At 36.7% G+C, this 20,630-nt stretch carries 18 protein-coding genes; 8 read left to right on the plus strand and 10 right to left on the minus strand.

Features of this window, described 5'->3' with window-relative positions; genetic code table 11:
- The first annotated feature begins 299 nt into the window (after nucleotides 1-299).
- Nucleotides 300-2,423: an elongation factor G gene (locus QWY78_RS14705; RefSeq protein WP_290221282.1), complete on the plus strand. Its 2,124-nt coding sequence runs from the start codon at nucleotides 300-302 to the stop codon at nucleotides 2,421-2,423.
- Nucleotides 2,424-2,527: 104 nt separating this feature from the next.
- On the opposite strand, the gene QWY78_RS14710 is transcribed toward QWY78_RS14705, so the two are convergent.
- Entirely contained in the window at nucleotides 2,528-3,040 is a 513-nt protein-coding gene (locus QWY78_RS14710; protein ID WP_290221284.1) for a DUF6646 family protein, read from the minus strand.
- Nucleotides 3,041-3,092: 52 nt separating this feature from the next.
- Entirely contained in the window at nucleotides 3,093-4,334 is a 1,242-nt protein-coding gene (locus QWY78_RS14715; RefSeq protein ID WP_290221288.1) for a PQQ-dependent sugar dehydrogenase, read from the minus strand.
- A 136-nt stretch (nucleotides 4,335-4,470) separates the two neighbouring features.
- Between QWY78_RS14715 and QWY78_RS14720 the strand changes: the two genes are divergently transcribed.
- From QWY78_RS14720 to uvrB, 5 genes are all read left to right on the plus strand, one after another.
- Nucleotides 4,471-4,839, plus strand: coding sequence for a BlaI/MecI/CopY family transcriptional regulator (locus QWY78_RS14720; protein ID WP_290221291.1), 369 nt, complete (start codon nucleotides 4,471-4,473; stop codon nucleotides 4,837-4,839).
- Between the two features lie 4 nt (nucleotides 4,840-4,843).
- A complete protein-coding gene (locus QWY78_RS14725) occupies nucleotides 4,844-5,974 on the plus strand; it encodes a M56 family metallopeptidase (RefSeq protein ID WP_290221295.1) in 1,131 nt (376 codons plus the stop codon).
- Nucleotides 5,943-6,227 carry an energy transducer TonB gene (locus QWY78_RS14730; protein ID WP_290221298.1) on the plus strand — a complete coding sequence of 95 codons (285 nt, stop codon included), beginning with the start codon at nucleotides 5,943-5,945 and terminating at the stop codon, nucleotides 6,225-6,227. Before QWY78_RS14725 ends, QWY78_RS14730 begins: the two co-directional genes overlap by 32 nt.
- A gap of 21 nt (nucleotides 6,228-6,248) precedes the next feature.
- Nucleotides 6,249-7,085 (plus strand): GLPGLI family protein, encoded by an 837-nt coding sequence (locus QWY78_RS14735; RefSeq protein WP_290221301.1) that lies wholly within the window; start codon nucleotides 6,249-6,251, stop codon nucleotides 7,083-7,085.
- 76 nt (nucleotides 7,086-7,161) lie between these two features.
- Complete coding sequence (gene uvrB, locus QWY78_RS14740) at nucleotides 7,162-9,153, plus strand: excinuclease ABC subunit UvrB (RefSeq protein WP_290221305.1); 1,992 nt, start codon at nucleotides 7,162-7,164, stop codon at nucleotides 9,151-9,153.
- Nucleotides 9,154-9,211: 58 nt separating this feature from the next.
- On the opposite strand, the gene QWY78_RS14745 is transcribed toward uvrB, so the two are convergent.
- Nucleotides 9,212-9,529 carry a bacteriophage spanin2 family protein gene (locus QWY78_RS14745; protein ID WP_290221306.1) on the minus strand — a complete coding sequence of 106 codons (318 nt, stop codon included), beginning with the start codon at nucleotides 9,527-9,529 and terminating at the stop codon, nucleotides 9,212-9,214.
- 62 nt (nucleotides 9,530-9,591) lie between these two features.
- A complete protein-coding gene (locus QWY78_RS14750) occupies nucleotides 9,592-10,806 on the minus strand; it encodes a BaiN/RdsA family NAD(P)/FAD-dependent oxidoreductase (RefSeq protein ID WP_290221309.1) in 1,215 nt (404 codons plus the stop codon).
- Between the two features lie 251 nt (nucleotides 10,807-11,057).
- Here QWY78_RS14750 and QWY78_RS14755 point away from each other — a divergent pair, with 251 nt between their 5' ends.
- Both QWY78_RS14755 and thiL read left to right on the plus strand, forming a co-directional pair.
- Nucleotides 11,058-11,597, plus strand: a complete 540-nt coding sequence (locus QWY78_RS14755; protein WP_353960539.1) for an acyl-CoA thioesterase — start codon at nucleotides 11,058-11,060, stop codon at nucleotides 11,595-11,597.
- A 31-nt stretch (nucleotides 11,598-11,628) separates the two neighbouring features.
- Entirely contained in the window at nucleotides 11,629-12,684 is a 1,056-nt protein-coding gene (thiL, locus tag QWY78_RS14760) for a thiamine-phosphate kinase (protein ID WP_290221310.1), read from the plus strand.
- A 30-nt stretch (nucleotides 12,685-12,714) separates the two neighbouring features.
- Here thiL and QWY78_RS14765 read toward each other — a convergent pair whose 3' ends face one another.
- From QWY78_RS14765 to QWY78_RS14790, 6 genes are all read right to left on the minus strand, one after another.
- Nucleotides 12,715-13,935 (minus strand): aminotransferase class V-fold PLP-dependent enzyme, encoded by a 1,221-nt coding sequence (locus QWY78_RS14765; RefSeq protein ID WP_290221313.1) that lies wholly within the window; start codon nucleotides 13,933-13,935, stop codon nucleotides 12,715-12,717.
- A 95-nt stretch (nucleotides 13,936-14,030) separates the two neighbouring features.
- Nucleotides 14,031-15,170, minus strand: a complete 1,140-nt coding sequence (locus QWY78_RS14770) for a serine hydrolase domain-containing protein (protein ID WP_290221316.1) — start codon at nucleotides 15,168-15,170, stop codon at nucleotides 14,031-14,033.
- 103 nt (nucleotides 15,171-15,273) lie between these two features.
- Nucleotides 15,274-16,815: a glycine--tRNA ligase gene (locus QWY78_RS14775; RefSeq protein WP_290221319.1), complete on the minus strand. Its 1,542-nt coding sequence runs from the start codon at nucleotides 16,813-16,815 to the stop codon at nucleotides 15,274-15,276.
- A 199-nt stretch (nucleotides 16,816-17,014) separates the two neighbouring features.
- A complete protein-coding gene (locus QWY78_RS14780) occupies nucleotides 17,015-17,944 on the minus strand; it encodes a hypothetical protein (RefSeq protein ID WP_290221321.1) in 930 nt (309 codons plus the stop codon).
- Between the two features lie 149 nt (nucleotides 17,945-18,093).
- A complete protein-coding gene (locus QWY78_RS14785) occupies nucleotides 18,094-18,780 on the minus strand; it encodes a potassium channel family protein (protein ID WP_290221324.1) in 687 nt (228 codons plus the stop codon).
- A gap of 10 nt (nucleotides 18,781-18,790) precedes the next feature.
- Nucleotides 18,791-20,542: a TrkH family potassium uptake protein gene (locus QWY78_RS14790; protein ID WP_290221328.1), complete on the minus strand. Its 1,752-nt coding sequence runs from the start codon at nucleotides 20,540-20,542 to the stop codon at nucleotides 18,791-18,793.
- Between the last annotated feature and the right edge of the window lie 88 nt (nucleotides 20,543-20,630).

Consider the following 20,630-nt stretch of genomic DNA (forward strand, 5'->3'; position numbering starts at 1 on the left):
ACGAATTGCAACTTACCCAATCCTCACCCGCTGTCCGCTGTTTCCACTCATCGCAGTCGCGAATTCGTGGGATGCCACTCCCATCGGGACTAGAACAAAGGGTATTTTCTACCTTCAAAATTCTACCATCTACCCTCAATTTATTAAAATCCGGGCAAATTCATAATGTCAAATATCATCCTTTCCTCAACGTATTTCTTAAAAACCAATCTAAATCTTTTGTAACTTTATATTCCTAAAAATCAAGTGCTGGTCATTTCCTTTTTAGTATTACCCGTAAATTACTAAAATCAAATATTATGAGTGCTAATACCAAAAACTTACGAAATGTGGTCTTGCTCGGACATTCCGACAGCGGCAAAACTACATTGATTGAAACCATGTTGTACGAGGGCGGGGCGATTAAGCGCCGTGGTAGTATAGAAGGGCAAAACACGGTGAGCGACAATACTGATTTGGAACATGAAAAAGGGAAAACCCTTTTTTCACATCAAATGTTCGTTAACTGGCGGAACAATAAAATCAATATGATTGATACACCAGGATTTGATGATTTTATCGGCGAAGTGGTCTCTTCTCTAAAAGTTGCAGACACCGCGATTATCGTCCTCAATGCAGCAAATGGCGTCGAAGTAGGAACCGAACTCGTTTGGGAATATGTTGAAAAATACCAAACTCCAGCAATTTTTGTCATCAATCAAATGGATCATCCCAAGGCGGATTACGACAAAACTTTAGACCAAGCCAAAGAACGATTTGGCAGCAAACTTCTTCCCATCCAATATCCGTATAATTCTGGCCCAAATTTCAATGCGATTATCGATGCTTTAAGAATGATTATGTACGAGTTTCCAGCAGATGGTGGTAAACCAGAGAAAAAACCTATTCCAGCTAGCGAAATAGAAAAAGCCAACCAAATGCACAACGCACTGGTAGAGATTGCCGCAGAAAATGAAGAAGGCTTAATGGAAAAATATTTCGAAGAAGGAACACTTTCTGAAGAAGATTTAGCCCAAGGAATTACGCTCGCTTTAGCAAAACAACAATTCTTTCCCGTATTTATTACCAGTGGTATAAAAGATATGGGAAGCGGCAGATTGATGGGGTTCTTAGATGATATCGCACCTTCTCCTGCGGAAAGACCAGCTAGAAAACTAGAAAATGGCGACGAAGTTTCTTATAATTCCGATGACAAAACAACCCTTTTTATTTACAAAACAATTTCGGAACCGCAAGTGGGAATGGTTTCTTATTTTAAAGTTTTAAGTGGGAAAGTAAAACCAGGTGATGAACTGGTGAATGCAGAAAATGGTGAAACAGAACGTATTTCGCAATTATTTGTGGCCGAAGGCAAAGACCGAATTCCGGTTGATGAATTGGTTGCAGGTGATCTAGGCGTTACCGTGAAACTGAAATTTGCCCGTTCGAATCATACGCTCAATACAAAAGGGCTCAACCGAAAGGTCCGCCCGATGGAATTCCCAGAAAGCCGGATCAGAAAAGCAATATTTACCGATGCAGCTGCCGACATGGAAAAACTGGTGACGGCATTGCATAAAATTCAAGAAGAAGACCCTACGCTGAAAGTAGAACAATCTGCAGAGCTCAAACAAACAATTCTTCATGGACAGGGGCAACTTCACCTCGACTTGGTGAAAGAAAGACTACAAGATGATTTTGGTGTGAAAATGAATTTTGCCGAACCAAAAATTTCTTATCGCGAAACCATTACAGGAGCTGCTGATGCAGATTATCGACACAAAAAACAATCTGGCGGTTCTGGTCAGTTTGGAGAAATTCACATGAGGGTTGAAAATTTCTACGAGGGAATGGAGGAGCCATCCGGTTTCAATATCCGACAAAAAGAAATTGAAGACCTACCGTGGGGTGGCAAACTCGCCTTCTACTGGTGTATCGTGGGTGGTACGATTGATAACCGCTACATCGGTGCCATTAAAAAAGGAATTATGCAGCAGATGAATGAAGGTCCATTGACCGGTTCTCGTTGCCAGAACATCAGGGTTATTATTTATGATGGGAAAATGCATAGTGTAGATTCCAACGATATTTCCTTCCAACTGGCGGCATCTGGTGCTTTTAAAGAAGCATTCCATCAGGCTAAACCGCAGCTTTTAGAACCGATGTATTCCGTAGAAATTCTTTGTCCAGATGAAGACACAGGCGATGTTATGGGCGATTTACAAACAAGACGTGCCATAATTTCGGGCATGGATTCCGAAGGACATTATCAAAAAATTTTATCTGATATTCCGCTCGCAGCACTCCATGATTACGGTTCTAGCTTACGGTCTATCACAGGTGGACGTGCAAAATTCACCATGAAGTTTGCCGATTACCAATTGGTGCCGCCAAATGTTCAGCAGGAATTAATCAAAAAACATTCACCTTTGGCAGAAGCTTAAAACAGAAGCCAAGACAAAATTAGAAGTAGCCAAGTGAATGATTGCCAATAGGTAAAGAAAAACCTCGACGAAAGCCGAGGTTTTTTCTAGATCAAATAGGTTTCTTATTTTTTTGAAATATCAAAAGAAACACCCACATTCATTTGAAACTGATTGTTTAAATTATTATAAACTTTGTCTTTTTCATCATATTTTGCAAAAGGAAATTGAGCCTCTGCAAAAAGGCCGAAACCTTTATCGAAAAACACCCTCGTGCCAATATGACCTCCGAAGTTTTTCAAACCTAGATTAAGACCAGGATAAACATCGATATTTTGTGGCAATCCTAAGACGCTTCCTAGGTTTGCATTGAATCTTGCTTTGATGTCGAAACGGTCACCAAAAGAAGGCTTGCCTAATGCGTCAATTTCTTTAGCACCTAATAAATATCCTGCCTGTGCACCAATAGAGAAACTTTCGCCCAAACCGTAATCCAAAGAAGTCATTACACCGGTTCCACCATCTTGAAGGTTAACCCCAATTTGATAACGCATATCATTTGTTCCTCTAAATGCATCTGATTGTGCATTTGCCACTCCGAAAACCGCAATCATTGCAGTTAAAAATATTTTTTTCATAATTTCTATGTTATATTTAACAGCTGCAAAGTTAAGCATTTTCATTTTCATTTTATTTTTTTGAAATTTTATAAAGTTTCCCGCTATCGGTAATCGCATAAAGATTTCCGTCGTGACCATTATGAACATCACGAAAACGCTCTTTTCGATCTTCCAGCAGCCATTCTTCACCAACTACTTTATTGTTTTTAATGACCAGTCTGATAATTTTCTCACCACTCAAACAGCCGAGCATCATATTATTTTTCCATTCTGCTATGTTTCCAGTGTAGAAGGTAATTCCACTCATTGAAATCGAGGGATCCCAATAATACACCGGTTGCGTGGTGCCCTCTTTTTGGGTAGTTCCAGCATTAATTTTTTTACCGCTATATTCAATTCCATAAGTAACATCGCCCCAGCCGTAATTTTTTCCGGGTTGTATTAAATTAACTTCGTCACCACCTTTCGGTCCCATCTCCGCTTCCCATAATTGTCCTTTCTCATCCATGGCTAAACCTTGTGGATTTCGGTGACCATAAGAATAGATTTCAGGTTTGTATTTTGAATTTCCGAAGAAAGGATTTCCCGATGCAGGTTTCCCTTCTTTGGTCATTTTTAAAACTTTTCCCAAATAAGCCATTGTATTTAATGCTAAAGGTCTGGTTTCAAGGTCAGAACGCTCACCAGTGCTGACAAATAAATTTCCATCTTTGTCAAAAACCAATCGACTTCCGTAATGGAGTTTACCATCATAAGTTGGAGTGGCTCTAAAAATAACTTGGGGATTTTCAATGGTCTTTTCATCACCAGAAAGTTTGCCTTTCCCAACGGCGGTATGATTTCCGCCAGAGACAGGCTCAGAGAAAGTCCAATAAATCATTCTGTTGTTTTTAAAGTCGGGATCGAGCGCTACATCTAACAATCCACCTTGTGCTTTTGAATCTACTGTTGGGAATCCAACAACTTTAGACATTGTCTTTCCGTCTGCAGAAAGAATATTCATGAAGCCTGATTTTTCGGTAATTAAAAATCGTCCGTCTGGTAAATTGATAATTCCCCACGGTTTTCCCAACTCTGACTTTATGACTTCAACGTTATATACCGTTTTTGTCTTAACGCCTTCCACTCTTGTTTGTCCTTCAAAAGCAGGTTTAAAGGTCGGGGAATTTTTATCCGATGTTTCTGGATTTGGTACAGTTCCGTTTACAGGGACTGAATTATTTGTTGAAGATGTTGTTTGAGAATTTCCGGAGCACGAAGCCAATAGGGAAAAAGCAACAACTGCTGAGATTGAATTAATTGAATATTTCATTGGTAATTGAATTTGATAAGTAGCTATTGACAACAAAAAACATTCCTTGTTATCAATTTCAATAAATATACAAAAATATAATGTTTATTTAAAAAAGTTATTCTACATTTGTAGAATCAAATCTTAACTTGTAGAAATGAAACAAAAATTAACGGAAGCAGAAAAGGAAATAATGGAAATTTTGTGGGAACAGAAAACTGCTTTTATGAAAGATATTTTAGAAGTATATCAAGAGCCAAAACCCGCCTCTACAACAGTTGCGACACTTCTAAAAAGAATGCAGACCAAGAATTTAGTTGGCTATAAAACCTTTGGCAATTCCAGAGAGTATTTCCCAAAAGTTGATAAAGAAACCTACTTCAATCAGGAGATGAATTCGATGATTGACCGTTTTTTCAACAGTTCTGTATCTCAGTTTGCTTCTTTTTTCGCTTCCAACAAAAAGCTTTCACAAAGCCAGTTGAAAGACCTACGAGATATTATTGATCATCAAATAAAAGAATAAAAACATGGAAACAATCATTTTAAAAATCGTTCTTTCATCCTGTTTACTTATTGGGTTCTACTATTTGTTTTTAGAACGAGAGCGGATTTTTAAATTCAACCGAATTTTTCTTTTGTCGGCTTTAGTTTTTGCTTATGCGATTCCTTTCATTCCTTTTAATATTCCCTTTAAGCCAACAGGCAAAACAAATTTAATCATTGGAGAACCACTTCAAAATTTTCGACAAATAAATACAGCGCAAGCTATAAGTATTGATTGGATAAAAATTTTATTAGTTGTTTATGCTGCTGTTTCTATTTATTTTTTAGTCAAATTCATCTACTCCATTTTTAAAATCAAATTTTTGAAAGGCGAAAAAAGAAATTATAGAAACCAAAACATTCTGATTATCGATAAAGATTATGCTCCATTCAGTTTTCTGAATACCATTTATTTCAGCAGAAAATATTTAGTTAATGATCAAATTGATGAACGCATATTCCTTCACGAGAAATGCCACATCGAAGAAAAACATAGCGCGGACATTCTGTTCATTGAATTCCTAAAAATATTTTCATGGTTTAATCCTGCCTTATTCTTTTTCAAAAAGGCCATGATCACCAATCATGAATTTCTGGCTGATGAATATGTTTTACAAAACAATTTTGATGTCGGTAACTACCAGCATTTGATTCTAAATGAAATTAAGATTTCGCAAAATTTTAATCTTACGCACCAATTCGATTTTAACAACACCAAAAAAAGATTTATTATGATGAATTCTAAAAACTCCAGATTTACTGGGTTGAAGAAATTGACTCTTCTCCCGGTACTCGCGATTCTGTTTGTACTTTTTACTAAAAAAGTGAACGCACAGACTGAAACATCTGCTATCGTAGAGGCAACTCTTCCTCAAAAGCAAGATGTAATGTCATTTAAGAAAAAGAACGCTACAAAATTTGAGAAAAAAATTATAACATTTTCGACGAAAACAAGAGATGATATTGAAGTGAAGAAAGATACCATCAAGAAAAAACAAAATGTATCGGCACCAGTTTCACCTCCGCCACCGCCCCCACCAAGTGAATTTGAACAAGTTCCTGCAGAATTTCCGGGAGGCGCAAATGCTAAGAAGTTTAGTTTCAAACTCTTTTGACACTTCCATTTTTAAAGGAGACGAAGGCTTAATAAAAACAACCGTTTATTTAAGTATTGATGAAAAAGGAAAAATTTCAAATATCTTCGCAGAAGGTGAAAACAAAATTTTTAATCAAGAAGCAGTACGGGCTATAACCGCCGCCAATGAAGGAAAAATTTGGAAACCAGCTACAGAAGATAGCAATCCTGTAAAAACTATTTTTAAATTGCCGTTAACAATGCAGTTCGAAGGACCTATAATCAAAAAATAGATATTATTTAAAATTTTATATTTGACGAAATTTAAAAGAATGTTGAAGCAATATTTAAGTCTTTTTTTTCTATTTGCATTTGGTTTCGTTTTCGCCCAAAATAAAAGTTTTGTGTACGAATTAAAATATAAACCTAATCCTTCGAAAGACAGTACTTCCAAAGCGAAATATGTGTTGGATATTGCTGAAGGGAAATCGATGTTTAGAACATTAAAAGATAAAGAAGCGGATTCCACTTTTCACGCAACGAAAAGATTTAGTTTCATGACTACTTCTTTTAAAGATTTCAAAAGCGTCTCTAAAAACCTGAACACAAGGGAAACAAAAAAATTTATTACCAATTTTCAAAAACTCTTCACTATAAAAATTGATGAAGAATTGGTTTGGACCATTGAGAAAGAAACAAAGGAAAATTTAGGAATGAAATCTCAAAAAGCGGTTACCAATTATGGCGGACGAAATTGGGTTGCTTGGTTCACCAATGAAATTGCGTTACAAGAAGGACCATATGTGTTTCAAGGATTACCAGGATTAATTACAGAAATTTGCGATAGTAAAAATGATTATGTTTTTAGTTTAGTTCAAATCAAAAACTCAGACGGAAAATTATACGAAAAAGAAAAAGAACTCGCAATTTCCTGGAAACAATATGAAAAATTAGCACGTGATTATTATTCTGATCCAACCAGAGAAATCAATGGTAAAAACTTTGGAAGTACAGTGATGATCACCAAATGGCAGGATGAAAACGGAAATGAATTCACTCCCAATTTCAAAGAATGGAATGAAAAAAAGCAGAAAGAAATTCGAGATAATAATAATCCTATTGAACTGAATCATAAGATCGAATATCAATAAAAATTTCATTAATTGGTTACTGAGCATTAACGGAAACAGGTAAACTTCACTCTATTAATTTCCGTATTTTTGCAAAATGAAATTCGAACTTCAATCAGAATATAAACCAACCGGCGATCAGCCAACTGCCATAAAAAAATTGACCGAAGGGCTCGAGATCGGTGAGAAATACCAAACCCTACTCGGTGTTACCGGTTCTGGGAAAACCTTTACCATCGCCAATGTGGTGAACAATGTGCAAAAACCTACCTTGGTGTTAGCGCATAACAAAACATTAGCCGCTCAATTGTTCATGGAGTTCAAGGAGTTTTTTCCTAATAATGCGGTGGAATATTTTGTTTCATACTACGATTATTATCAGCCGGAAGCTTTTATTGCGTCAACCAATACCTACATTGAAAAAGATTTATCCATCAATGAAGAAGTAGAAAAACTACGACTTTCTGCCACGGCAAGTTTACTGTCGGGCAGAAGAGATGTTCTTATTATTGCATCCGTTTCTTGTATTTATGGGGTTGGTAATCCAGCAGAATTCGAAAAATCACTAATTTCGATCGAGAAGAATCAGAAAATAACAAGAACCAATTTACTCCATTCATTGGTTAATGCTTTATATGCGAGAACTTTAAATGAGTTTACACGCGGAACTTTTCGGGTGAAAGGCGATGTGGTTGATGTATTTCCAGCGTATGCAGATAATGCGATACGGATTCAGTTTTTCGGCGATGAGATTGAAACCATTCAAAGTTTTGATCCTTTGTCTGGAAATGTAATGGATCATTTTGATGATATAAAAATTTATCCCGCTAACCTTTTTGTTACTTCGAAGGAAACGCAAGTAAGTGCCATTCGCGAAATCCAGGATGACATGGTGAAGCAGGTCGATTTCTTTAATGATATTGAAAAACCTTACGAAGCAAAACGTTTACAGGAACGTACCGAACTCGATTTAGAAATGATGAAAGAACTCGGTTATTGTAGCGGAATCGAAAACTACTCACGCTATTTCGACGGAAGATTACCCGGATCGCGACCATTCTGTTTATTGGATTATTTTCCGAGGGATTATTTAATGGTGATTGATGAAAGTCACGTTACCATTCCACAGGTTCACGCCATGTACGGTGGTGACCGCAGCCGAAAAGAGGTTTTGGTGGAACATGGCTTCCGTCTTCCAGCCGCTATGGATAACCGTCCGTTGAAGTTTGACGAATTTGAAGGGATTCAGAATCAGGTTATTTATGTATCGGCAACTCCGGCAGATTACGAGCTGGAAAAATCGGGTGGTGAATACATCGAGCAACTGATTCGCCCAACAGGATTGCTGGATCCTGTGATTGAAATCCGACCTTCTCTAAATCAAATTGATGATTTAATGGAAGAAATTCAAAAACGGGCAGAAGTTGATGAACGAACTTTAGTGACGACTTTGACCAAAAAAATGGCCGAAGAGTTGACCAAATATTTTACCAAGTTCGGAATCAGAACGCGATATATTCACTCTGATGTGGAAACTTTGGATCGTATTCAAATCATGCAGGATTTACGCGTGGGTTTATTTGATGTTTTGGTCGGCGTCAACTTATTGAGAGAAGGATTGGATTTACCGGAAGTTTCTTTGGTCGCCATTTTAGATGCTGATAAAGAAGGAATGCTTCGCTCCCGTAGATCAATGACACAAACCGTCGGAAGAGCTGCAAGAAATCCAAATGGAAAAGCGATTTTATACGCAGATAAAATGACGAAATCAATGCAGGCAACCATCGATGAAACGCTTTACAGAAGACAAAAACAGATCGAATACAATGAAAAGCATGGACAGGTTCCGACGGCTTTGAATAAAAAAATATCTGAAGTAATGGTCGGAAGAAGCAAAGATTTTCCAGATGAAAAATACACCCAAAAACAAATCTTACAAGAAGTGGCGGAACAGAAAGCCAAATATGGCAGCAAAGACATCGAAAAATTAGTGGCCGAAAAACAAAAAGCCATGGAGGCCGCCGCCAAGAATTTAGACTTCATCAAAGCCGCGAAATTGCGGGATGAGATTAAAGGATTGAAAGCATAAAATAAAAAAAGGAGTGAACCATTGAAAGTCACTCCTTTTTTTGGGATAAAATTTTCTTTTAAATCGGGACAAAAATAACGGCAGCAATCGCCGCAGCAGCAATGGCAATCGACGATAGCAAATCTAATTTTTTTGCTTCGCGAACTTCCGTTTTATTAATAATGACATCTTCACCAGATTTTAATTTTCCGTAGATGTTTTCGTTGTCCAATTTTAAAACTTCAAGTTTGTATACTTTTGCGTCATTCGTTTGAATGGTATATTTATGATACAATTCCAAAGAGTTATTTTGAATTGGTTTCTGCGAACTTACAACGCGAGTCTGGCAGGAAGTCAACATCAAAAGGAATAAGACTAAGGCAAATATATTTTTCATTCTATTTTTCATTTGTTCAAATTTAATAAAATTAATGTTTACCACACTGATTTTATCACAATTTAAAACAGGTTTTCATTTAAAGCTTGTGAAATTAGCCAAGCCTCACTCCAGCACGCCTGAAAATTGAATCCACCCGTAACGGCGTCAATATTCAAAACTTCTCCTGCAATAAAAAAGTTGGGAAGCAGTTTGGATTTCATCGTTTTAAAATCAATTTCCTTTAAATCAACTCCGCCGGCAGTCACGAATTCATCCTTGTAGGTTGATTTGCCAGTGACTTTCATTTTATTTGCGCACAGGTTTTGAAGGATTTGCTGTAGTTCCAATCCAGAAATATTTGAAACATTTTTATCTAAATCTACTTTAGCCAACCACAACATACGATGCCAAAAACGGGTGGTAATTTCAAATATTTTTGAGCTTCCGATGGTTTTTTTAGGATGATCTTGTCGGAAGTTTTTAAATGTTTCCTCTGCGGATTCCAAATCGATTCCTAAAAAATTAACGATGATTTCAAATTGGTACTTTAAGTCCGCCAATTCTCTCGCTTTCCAGGCTGAAAGCTTTAAGATTGCCGGGCCGGAAAGACCCCAATGCGTAATGAGCATCGGTCCTGACTCGTCCATTTTTAAGTGGGGAATAGCAACTTCAGCATTAGGAAAGCTGGTGCCCATTAAATCTTTTACTGTTTCATTTTTAATGTTGAATGTAAATAGCGACGGAACGGGTTCCACGATTTTATGTCCAAGACTTTGAATCATTTTTAGTGACTTTGGCGAGCTGCCGGTGGTATAGACTACAAAATCAGCAAGATACGAATTGGTAGTGGTTGTTATTAAATATTGATTTTCTTTCGGTTCAATTTCTAAAACCACGGATTTGGTATGAATCTGAAGATTTTTATTCGCTACTTCTTCTAATAAAGTATTAATGATGGTTTGGGAAGAATTGCTTTCTGGGAACATTCGGTTATCGTTCTCAATTTTCAACGAAGCATTTCGTTGTTCAAACCATTCCATCGTATCGCCTGGCTGAAATTTATGAAATACGCTTAAAAGTTCTTTGTTTCCTCTGGGGTAAAACTGTACCAATTCTTTTGGATCAAAACAGGCATGCGATACATTGCATCTTCCGCCACCGGAAATTTTCACTTTTTGTAAGACCTCTGAATTCTGTTCGAGAATGATGACCTCAAATTGGGTTTCGTCTAGATTTGCTGCACAGAAGAATCCTGCTGCACCGCCACCGATAATGATGATTTTCTTTTTTGTCATAATAATATAAATAAAACCGATTGAATTTGAGATTATGAAACGTGTTATCGGCTTTAACGAATATGTTGCAAAAATACTATTTTTCTAACCCATGATTAATGCTTATTTTTGTGAATTGAAAAGAAGGCTTCAATTGAAGCGAAATCTGCGCCCCGACTTGAGTGGAGCTCTTTTTGTGACGAGGAACCGAGGAACAAAAAAGCGGGAACGGAAGGCGGAAAAAGGCGCCTAAAAAATATAAAATAAAATTTATGTCTGATTATCATTATAAATTTGAAGTGCGTTGGAGTGATATCGATGCGAACCGCCACCTGGCAAATTCGTCTTATGTGATGTACTGTGCGCAAACCAGAATGGCATTTATGAACACCCATAAAATGGGCTTAAAAGAGTTGACGCGGTGGGGAATTGGACCTGTTATTCTTCATGAGCGTTATTCATTCTTTAAAGAAATCTATGCGGATCAAACGGTTTATGTGTCGTTGGAAATTGCCGGAATGTCGGAAGATGCAAGTATTTATCAGTTCGTTCATAAGTTTTATATGCCAGATGGTACTCATTGTGCAACGGCTGAAGCAACAGGCGTTTGGATTGATACCATGCTGAGAAAATCAACTACACCGCCGGAAGAGGTTTTGGAGGTGATGAATGAATTCAAAAGTGAAAACGTAAAGGTTTTAACAAGACAGGATTTAAAAGATTTGCCGTTCAAACCGGAAAATGTAATTCCGTTTCACAAAAGGAATACCTTTATTTGGAAGAAAGACAAAGACCAACAAATCGAGAAGTAAAGTAAAGAACCTCATCATATAAAAAATTACAATGTTAGAAGATAAAAATCCAGACTTAACTCCGATTTCCAAATATGGAGAATTTGGATTGATTAAGCATCTTACCGAAAAATTTAGTTTTGAGAATACTTCGACAGAAGTTTCTATTGGTGATGACTGCGCGGTAATTAATCCTGAAGGCCAAAAAGTGGTTGTAACGACTGATGTTTTGGCAGAAGGCGTTCATTTTAATTTAGGGTATGTTCCCTTGAAACATTTGGGTTATAAAGCGGTGGTCGTAAATCTAAGCGATGTTGCTGCGATGAATGCAACGCCAACTCAAATTTTGGTTTCCTTAGCTATTTCGAGCCGATTTCCGGTGGAGGCCTTAGAAGAAATTTATGCTGGAATTGCGTTAGCGTGTAAACATTATAAAGTTGATTTGGTTGGTGGCGACACAACCAGTTCTACTTCTGGTTTGGTCATGACCATTACAGCCATCGGGTTGGAACATTCTGAAAATTTGGTCAAGAGAAATGGCGCGAAACCCAATGATTTACTCGTGGTAACTGGTGATTTGGGTGGTGCTTATACAGGTTTACAGATTTTGGAGCGGGAACATTCGGTGTTTCTGGCCAATCCAAATATGCAACCGGAAATGGAAGGCTACGATTATATTCTCGAACGACAATTGAAGCCTGAAGCACGTACTGACATTAAAAAAATGTTGCAAGAACTGGATATTCGGCCGACTTCCATGATTGATGTTTCTGACGGCTTATCTTCTGAGACTTTGCATTTATCTGATCAAAGTAAAGTAGGTTTTAGAATCTACGAAGAAAAAATTCCTATGGATTCTTTAACAATTTCAACCGCAGAAGAATTAAATTTAAATCCTGTAATGTGTGCCTTGAGCGGTGGTGAAGATTATGAACTGCTATTTACAATTGCACCCACAGATTTTGAAAAAATTAAAAGTCATCCAGACTTTACGGTTATCGGTCACGCTGTGGATTTGGATCAAGGTAATTATTTGGTTGCAAGAGGTAGCAGTGAGCTTGTAGCTTTGAATGCGCAAGGTTGGGATGCTTTTCTGAACAAAGGTTAAGAGATGCCTAAAGATTCTTAAGATTTATTTTTAACCCAACATTTTTTTTGCTTTTATTACACCTTCAGTTAAAATATCAATTTCGTCAAAAGTATTGTAAACTGCAAAACTGGCACGAACTGTTCCTGCAATTTTAAAATATTCCATAATCGGTTGTGTACAGTGATGGCCGGTTCTCACCGCAATTCCGAGTTTGTCTAGGATCATTCCGACATCAGAAGCGATTCCGATTCCTTCGAGATTAAAGGAAACAACACCGGTTCGATTCGCTTTTTCGCCATAAATTTTCAAACCTTCAATTTCTAAAAGTTTTTTCTGTGCGTAATCCAGCAACGCATTTTCATGGTTCTGAATCTGCTCCTGTCCGATTTTTTCCATGAAATCAATTGCGGCTCCAAGTGCGATATTCCCACCGACATTGGGAGTTCCGGCTTCAAATTTAAAAGGTAAATCAGCGTAGGTTGTTTTTTCGAAAGAACAGGTTGCAATCATTTCGCCACCACCGTGGAAAGGCTGAATCTTCCTAAGAATATCTTCTTTGCCGTACAGAATCCCCGTTCCCATCGGAGCGTACATTTTATGTCCCGAGAAAACGAAAAAATCACAATCCATGTTTTGAACATCGATTTTAAAATGGGGAACCGACTGCGCGCCATCGATAACAATCATTGCATTAGAGTTTGCTCTTGTTTTGGCAATAATCTCTTCCACAGGATTAATAATTCCTAAGGCATTTGAAACCTGATTAACAGATACAATTTTGGTTTTCTCACTTAAATTTTCATCCAAAAAATCGAGTTGAAGAATTCCGTTTTCGTCCATCGGAATGACTTTCAATTTGGCACCCGTTCTTTCACACAGCATTTGCCAAGGAACGATATTCGAATGATGCTCCAAATACGAGATGATAATCTCGTCATTTTCCTTAATTAAATTAGTCAAAGAATAAGCGATGAGGTTAATTCCTTCGGTAGTTCCTTTTGTAAAAATGACTTCAAAATCATTTTTAGCATTAATGAATTTTTGAATTTTTCTACGAGAAATCTCCATTTCTTCCGTTGCTAACTGGCTTAAAGTATGGATTCCGCGGTGCACATTTGCATTTATTTCCTGATAATATTTCTTCCAGCTTTCTATGACCGAAATCGGTTTTTGCGAAGTAGCACCATTATCAAGATAAATCAAAGGTTTACCATTCACTTTTTGCGAAAGAATAGGAAACTGGCTGCGAATATTTTGGATGTCGAACATAATGCTTATTTAGAATCCTTCAAATTTACGGAAAATTCTTTTGGAGGTAGTAGATTATTAGATGGTAAATCATAGACTTTTGAAAAACCAAAATTTTAATTAAAATTTCTCACCACTTCATTCACCAAAAACTCAACCTGCTGCGGCCGGCCTTTTGCGTCTTTGGGTTGGTCCCTGTACATTCCTGTACGAACAATTACCAGTTGTTTTTCAGGCACGATGATGATATACTGCCCATTCACTCCCCAAAAATAATAATGTTTAATTGGTGCATCCTCATTAATCCAAAGCCCCATTCCGTACGCCCCATTTGATAATTTTGTAGGTGTCCGCATTTGTTTAATATAATTTGAGCTCAGGACTTGGTGATTGTTAAATATGCCATCGTTTAAAAGCAATTGCCCCAATTTGGCGAAATCTCTGCTATTGGAATTGATGCAGCAAAATGTCTTTTCCATGCCGAAATCGTCCGTCATCCAGTCTGCATTTTGCTCCATTCCCAAGGGTTGCCAGAATTTTTCAGAAAGATATTCGGCAACGGTTTTATTGATTGATTTCCTTAAGGCGAAACCTAACAACTGTGAGGCTCCCGATTGATATTCAAATTTCGTCCCCGGTTGTTCTTTGAGCCCACGCAGAAAAACCGCCTCTTCCAAAGATTTTCCGTAGTAGGCTTTTGCGGTCGGCAGAAAAGGATTATTGTAATCTTCTTTCCAGTTTAAGCCTGCTTCCATTTTGGCTAAATCACCGATGGTAAGATGGTTGCCGAATGGCACGTTATTGTAATTTTGATAAAAATCTGCAAATTTTTGATTTAATCCTTTTATTTTTTTGTCTTCAATCGCTTTACCAATCAACATGACGTTCACTGCTTTTGCCATTGAAAAAGAATTGGTTTTTGTGGATTGATTATAGCCCTCCCAGTATTGCTCGTGCAGCAATTTTCCGTTTTTAATGACGATAAATGAGGCGGTATTCGACTGATTTAAATCTTCCACGAGGTTTTCAGGCAAAGATTTTTTGTTGTAAAGAGAATCCTGAACCCACGGTATAGATTTTCCTTTGGCAATAATATGAGAAGGAAAATATTTGGCATCATCAATTGTCGCGCTGTTCTTACCTCGCAAATAGGTTTCCCGGATTCCTTTAAATAAGTAATCATATCCAAAGGTGTAGGCAAGTGCAATTAGTGCGGCGAAAAAGATAAGAATACCTTTTAGAACTTTTTTAATCATGACCAAAATTTAACTACAAATTTATGATTTATAAAGGTAACCTTTAAAATAAAAAAATTCCAGATTTCTCCGGAACTTTTCATTAATACTATTTTTTGAAATCTTAAATCTTAGAAAGTAAGTTTCTGAAATTCGTTTTCTCGTCAATAATTCTTCTTAAATCAGCAACAGCAACTCTTTCCTGTTTCATGGTGTCTCGGTCTCGTAAAGTCACCGTGTCATCGGTTAAAGAATCGTGGTCGATCGTTATGCAGAAAGGTGTTCCGATCGCATCTTGTCTTCTGTATCTTTTACCGATACTGTCTTTATCTTCATAGATCATATTGAAATCATATTTCAAATCATTGAAGATTTTTTCGCCATATTCTCCTAAACCATCTTTTTTCATTAAAGGTAAAATCGCTGCTTTTACTGGAGCTAAAGCAGGTGGAAGCGAAAGAACCGTTCTTTCGGAACCATCTTCTAAAACTTCATCTTTTAAACAGTTAGAGAAAATTGCCAAAAACAAACGGTCTAAACCAACCGAAGTTTCCACCACAAACGGAACATAATTTTCATTTCTTTCTGAATCGAAATACTGTAATTTACGACCAGAATGTTTTTCGTGCGCGCTTAAATCGAAATCGGTTCTGGAGTGAATTCCTTCCAGTTCTTTAAACCCAAAAGGGAATTTAAATTCAATATCAGCCGCGGCATTTGCATAGTGCGCCAACTTTTCGTGATCGTGGAATTTATAATTATCAGCACCTAAACCTAAAGCCAAATGCCAGTTCAAACGCTTTTCTTTCCACTGTTCGTAGAAATCGAGTTCCGTTCCAGGAGGTACAAAATATTGCATTTCCATTTGTTCAAATTCTCTCATTCTGAAAATAAATTGCCTCGCAACAATCTCATTTCTAAAGGCTTTCCCGATTTGGGCAATTCCGAACGGCAATTTATGACGGGATGTTTTCTGAACGTTTAGAAAATTCACAAAAATTCCTTGCGCGGTTTCTGGTCGCAAATACAAATCGGTAGCAGAATCTGCAGAAGCACCTAATTTTGTTCCGAACATCAAGTTGAATTGACGAACATCCGTCCAGTTTTTCGAACCAGAATCTGGATCTGCAATTTCCAATTCTTCAATCAAGGCTTTTACATCGGCAAGATCTTCTTTATCAAGTGATTGTGCCATTCTCGAAAGAATGGTTTTTTGTTTTTCTCTATATTCTAAAACCCGTGGATTGGTGGTTTCAAATTCATTTTTATCGAAAGCTTCTCCAAATCTTTTAGCAGCTTTTTCGATTTCTTTTTGCGCCTTATCTTCTAATTTCGCGCAGTAGTCTTCCAACAAAACATCAGCACGAAATCGTTTTTTTGAATCTTTATTATCGATCAAAGGATCATTAAAAGCATCAACATGACCGGAAGCTTTCCAAATTGTAGGATGCATAAAGATCGCAGAGTCTATGCCTACAATATTATCATTCAACTGAACCATTGCTTTCCACCAATATTGTTTGATGTTATTTTTCAGTTCTGCCCCATTTTGTCCGTAATCGTAAATCGCCGAAAGTCCGTCATAAATTTCACTGGAAGGAAAAATAAAACCATACTCTTTCGCGTGCGAGATCAATTTTTTGAAAACATCTTCTTGTTTTGCCATCGTTTATAGAATTTGTGCAAAAATAGGGAATTTTATTCTATTTTTTGGGAGCCGAGAACCTGCTCTTCACTGTATCTTTTTTATTTCTGCCACTGCTTTTCCCGCACCAAAAAATAAAAAAGGATGCCGTTTCGATCAGGGCTAGTTACGGTTCGGTTCTCAAAGAAAGATTGTTTTGGTTGGCGTTTTTTTTTTAAGTCTATTTCCCAAACAATCGTTTTGACCAAAATGAGTTATACGGATCGTAGTTTTTTTTCAATTTTTTTATCCCAAAAGTCGAGTCTTTCAGATTCACCGTCAATAAATTGAGGGAATTTTCGAAATAAAGATAATACGCTTTGATGTGATTGTATTTCGTTTTCATTTCTTTTTGCAACTCCACATCCGCAAGACAACTATTGGTGGAATAAACTTGAAATTTTTTCATTTTCCAATTTTTATCAAAACTAAGTAAACGATAACCAGTTTCGGGTTCAGAAGCACCACACATTCCTTGTTTATTGAAGTTTGAATCCCGCTCAAAATAAAGCATTATTCTGTTTTCTTTTTGATCTTCGTATGTTGAAACCAGCGTGTTTCCACCGTAGCCGTCTAAGGTATCATACAAATTTATAACGGTGCCGTTTGGAAGTTGCAGCCATTCATTTCTCTTCGTTACATCCAATAAATCGGTGTTTAATTTCACATTGAATATTTTATTTTCGATTTTGAGAATTCCTTTTTGCACTTGCCCTTCATTTTGTTTTATTTCTAAATATTCGGCATAGTTAGACAGCGTAGGACATGGTTCCGTCCAACAAAATTGATCAATATTAAATAAAGTTTGTTCGGCATTTTTTTGATTTTCGCCAAAGTTATACAGCATCAAATCCCCGTTATAATAGCCAATAAGAGGAATTTTTTTTTGGTATTGGTCATATAAATACCAACCCTTGACCAGAAAAACTTTGTCATGCCAGCCCGAATGTCGTGAGTATTCGAGGTGTAAAGTGATGTTTTTCCCGGCAATTGAACCTTTGAAGGTATTGTTTTCCTTCCAATCTTTTTTCAAAGAAATTTTTGGATGAATGAACTGAGCAAGTATTAAACAAGTGGACAGTAATAAGCTAAAGGTTAAGACGTTTTTCATTTTGATTACATTATTTAATCAAAATCACTACTAAAAACCATGCCAATTTTAAGAAAAAATTAACATAATTTAATAATAATTAACACTTTAGTTTTGTTTTAGAAAAGTGGTGCTTGACATTGTTTTCTAACCGTCATAAATTACGATGTTTAGTTTTCTTTAATAAATTTTTTAATGTCACTATTTTCACCGTAAAGCACCAAAATATCTGCACTTTGTAAAACGGTATCGGTGGTAACCACTCCCTGAATCTGATTGATTCTTTTTACTTTTCCAAAGAGATTTTTGTCGGCTATTTTTTTAATAATAGAAACACAAACCAGGTTATAATTGTTTCTAAAGCCTACTTCTTCAATAGTTTTTCCGACCAATTGATCTGGAATTGCAATTTCTACAATACTGTAATTAATACTCAGTTCAAAGGATTCTACAACGCCTTTCAATGAGAGTTTTTTCGCCCATCTTTCCGCAGTTTCTTCTTCTGGATGAATGATGGTTTGTACATCCATTGCTTCTAAAATGGTTTCGTGTATATTCGTAATCGCACGACTGATGAGACGGTGCGGATGTAATTTCTTCACCATTGCAGTGGCCATAATGTTGGCTCCCGTATCTTCGCCAATCGCAATGATCACCACGTCAGTATCTTTGAATGGAAGTCCATTCATGGTGTATTCATCTGTTGCATCCATGCAAATCGCGTGAGAGATTTTTTCCTTTACGGCCTCCACTTTTGCCATGTTGTTATCGATGCCGATCACTTCATTTCCTAATTTGGTTAGTTTTTCTGCGAGTGACAAGCCGAAATTTCCCAGACCGATGACGATGTATTTCATTTTTATGGATTTAATTAATTAAGATTTCTTCTTTAGGATATCGGTAATTATAATATTTTTCTCGTTTCATCACCGCGATTAATAGCGAAAACATACTGACCCGACCAATAAACATAATAGCAATAATAATACTTTTGCCCTCCGGTGAAAGGGTTGGTGTTATGTTTAAACTTAATCCCACCGTAGAATAAGCAGAAAATGCTTCGAAAGCCAAACTCATAAGATCTTTTCCTGGTTCTACGATCACCAATAGAAAAATACCAAATCCCACGATAATTAAAGACAACGCAATAATGGCAAAAGCTCTTCTAATAGAATGTTCGCCAATTTCACGGCGAAAAATTTCTGTTCTTTTCTTCCCTTTGGTTAAACTGATAATATTTAAAACTGCGATGGCAAAAGTGCTGGTTTTAATACCACCTCCCGTGGAGGCGGGTGATGCACCAATCCACATTAAAAACATGCAAATCATAATTGTAGGCGCTGATATGGCAGCGATATCTACCGTATTAAATCCCGCAGTTCTATTATTTGCCGAGATAAAAAAAGCTTCTACCCACGCACCCAAGGTGGAATGATTCTTTAGTGCACCATCATGTTCGAAATAATAAATTGAAAAAGTTCCGAACAGCAATAAAGAGAAGGTGGTGACTAAAATAATCCGGGAATTCAAATTAATCACCCACGGTGTATAGTGCGTTTTTTCTTTGGTAAAAAAGGAAAAAAAGAATATTCTTATGAGGTGTTTTATGTATTTATACACATTGTATACAATGGGAAATCCTAAACCACCAAAAATAAACAGAGAAGCCACTGTAAAGTGCAAGCCATAATTAAATTGATAACCAGGTTCATATAAATTTCCGCTAAGGGTGGAAAATCCTGCATTACAAAAAGCAGAAACCGAGTGAAAGATGGAAAAGAAAATACCTTTGTTAATAGAACCATCAAGTAAAGATAAATCTAAGGTTGAATAAATAAATACGGCACCTAAAGCTTCTATGGTTACGGTAATAATTATAATTCTTTTCAAGGTGTTAAATACTTCGCCCAGCTTATCGGAACTCGTCATTTCGCCCAAACTCAACTGGTTTTCATAGGACGCTCCGCCGCGAAAAAAGTAACTGAAATAGCTGGCAAAGGTCATTATTCCTAAACCGCCGATTTGAATTAGGGTGATGATGATGATTTTACCAAACAGCGTAAAATCTTTTGCGGTATCCAGAACAATGAGCCCTGTTACACATACCGCACTTGTCGCAGTAAAAAGGGCGTCTAATGGTTTTATGCCATTAACCGTAGCATTTGGCATCATGAGAAAGGCGGCTCCCAATAATATAATTGATAAAAAACTGAGTATAAAAAGCTGCGCAGGATTCATAAATGTTCGCTTAAAATTAATCCGCAAACTGGAAAAATCCCGAATGAAACACAATATAATTAACACGTACAACAGCCGGACATTGAAAAATTGAAAAGTACGGGTTTCAAAGAAATTAAATTCAAAACGAGCCAGATAATAGATTATCACTAAGGCTGTAACAATAATCTCCAACGGCCAAATCTTTTTTAAAGCCGAAGTTTTTTTATAAAAATTATAATAAACAATATTGATGAGCGTGAGAATAAAACTGAAATCATAGAAATAAATAACTTGACTGCGATACAGAAATTCTTTGAAGAAACCCGCTTCAATGATCATAATTCCCACTGCAACTAAGCTTGTGTAAAAGGAAAAAAGGTTGAGTTTGTTATTCCACATCAGTCAATGTTAAACACTAGAATTTTTATTAGAATTTTAAATCAATACGAATGTAAATAAATTTCAAATAAAACAAGGGAAAAAGCTT

The sequence above is a fragment of the Kaistella yonginensis genome (assembly GCF_030409525.1).
Classification (GTDB): domain Bacteria; phylum Bacteroidota; class Bacteroidia; order Flavobacteriales; family Weeksellaceae; genus Kaistella; species Kaistella yonginensis.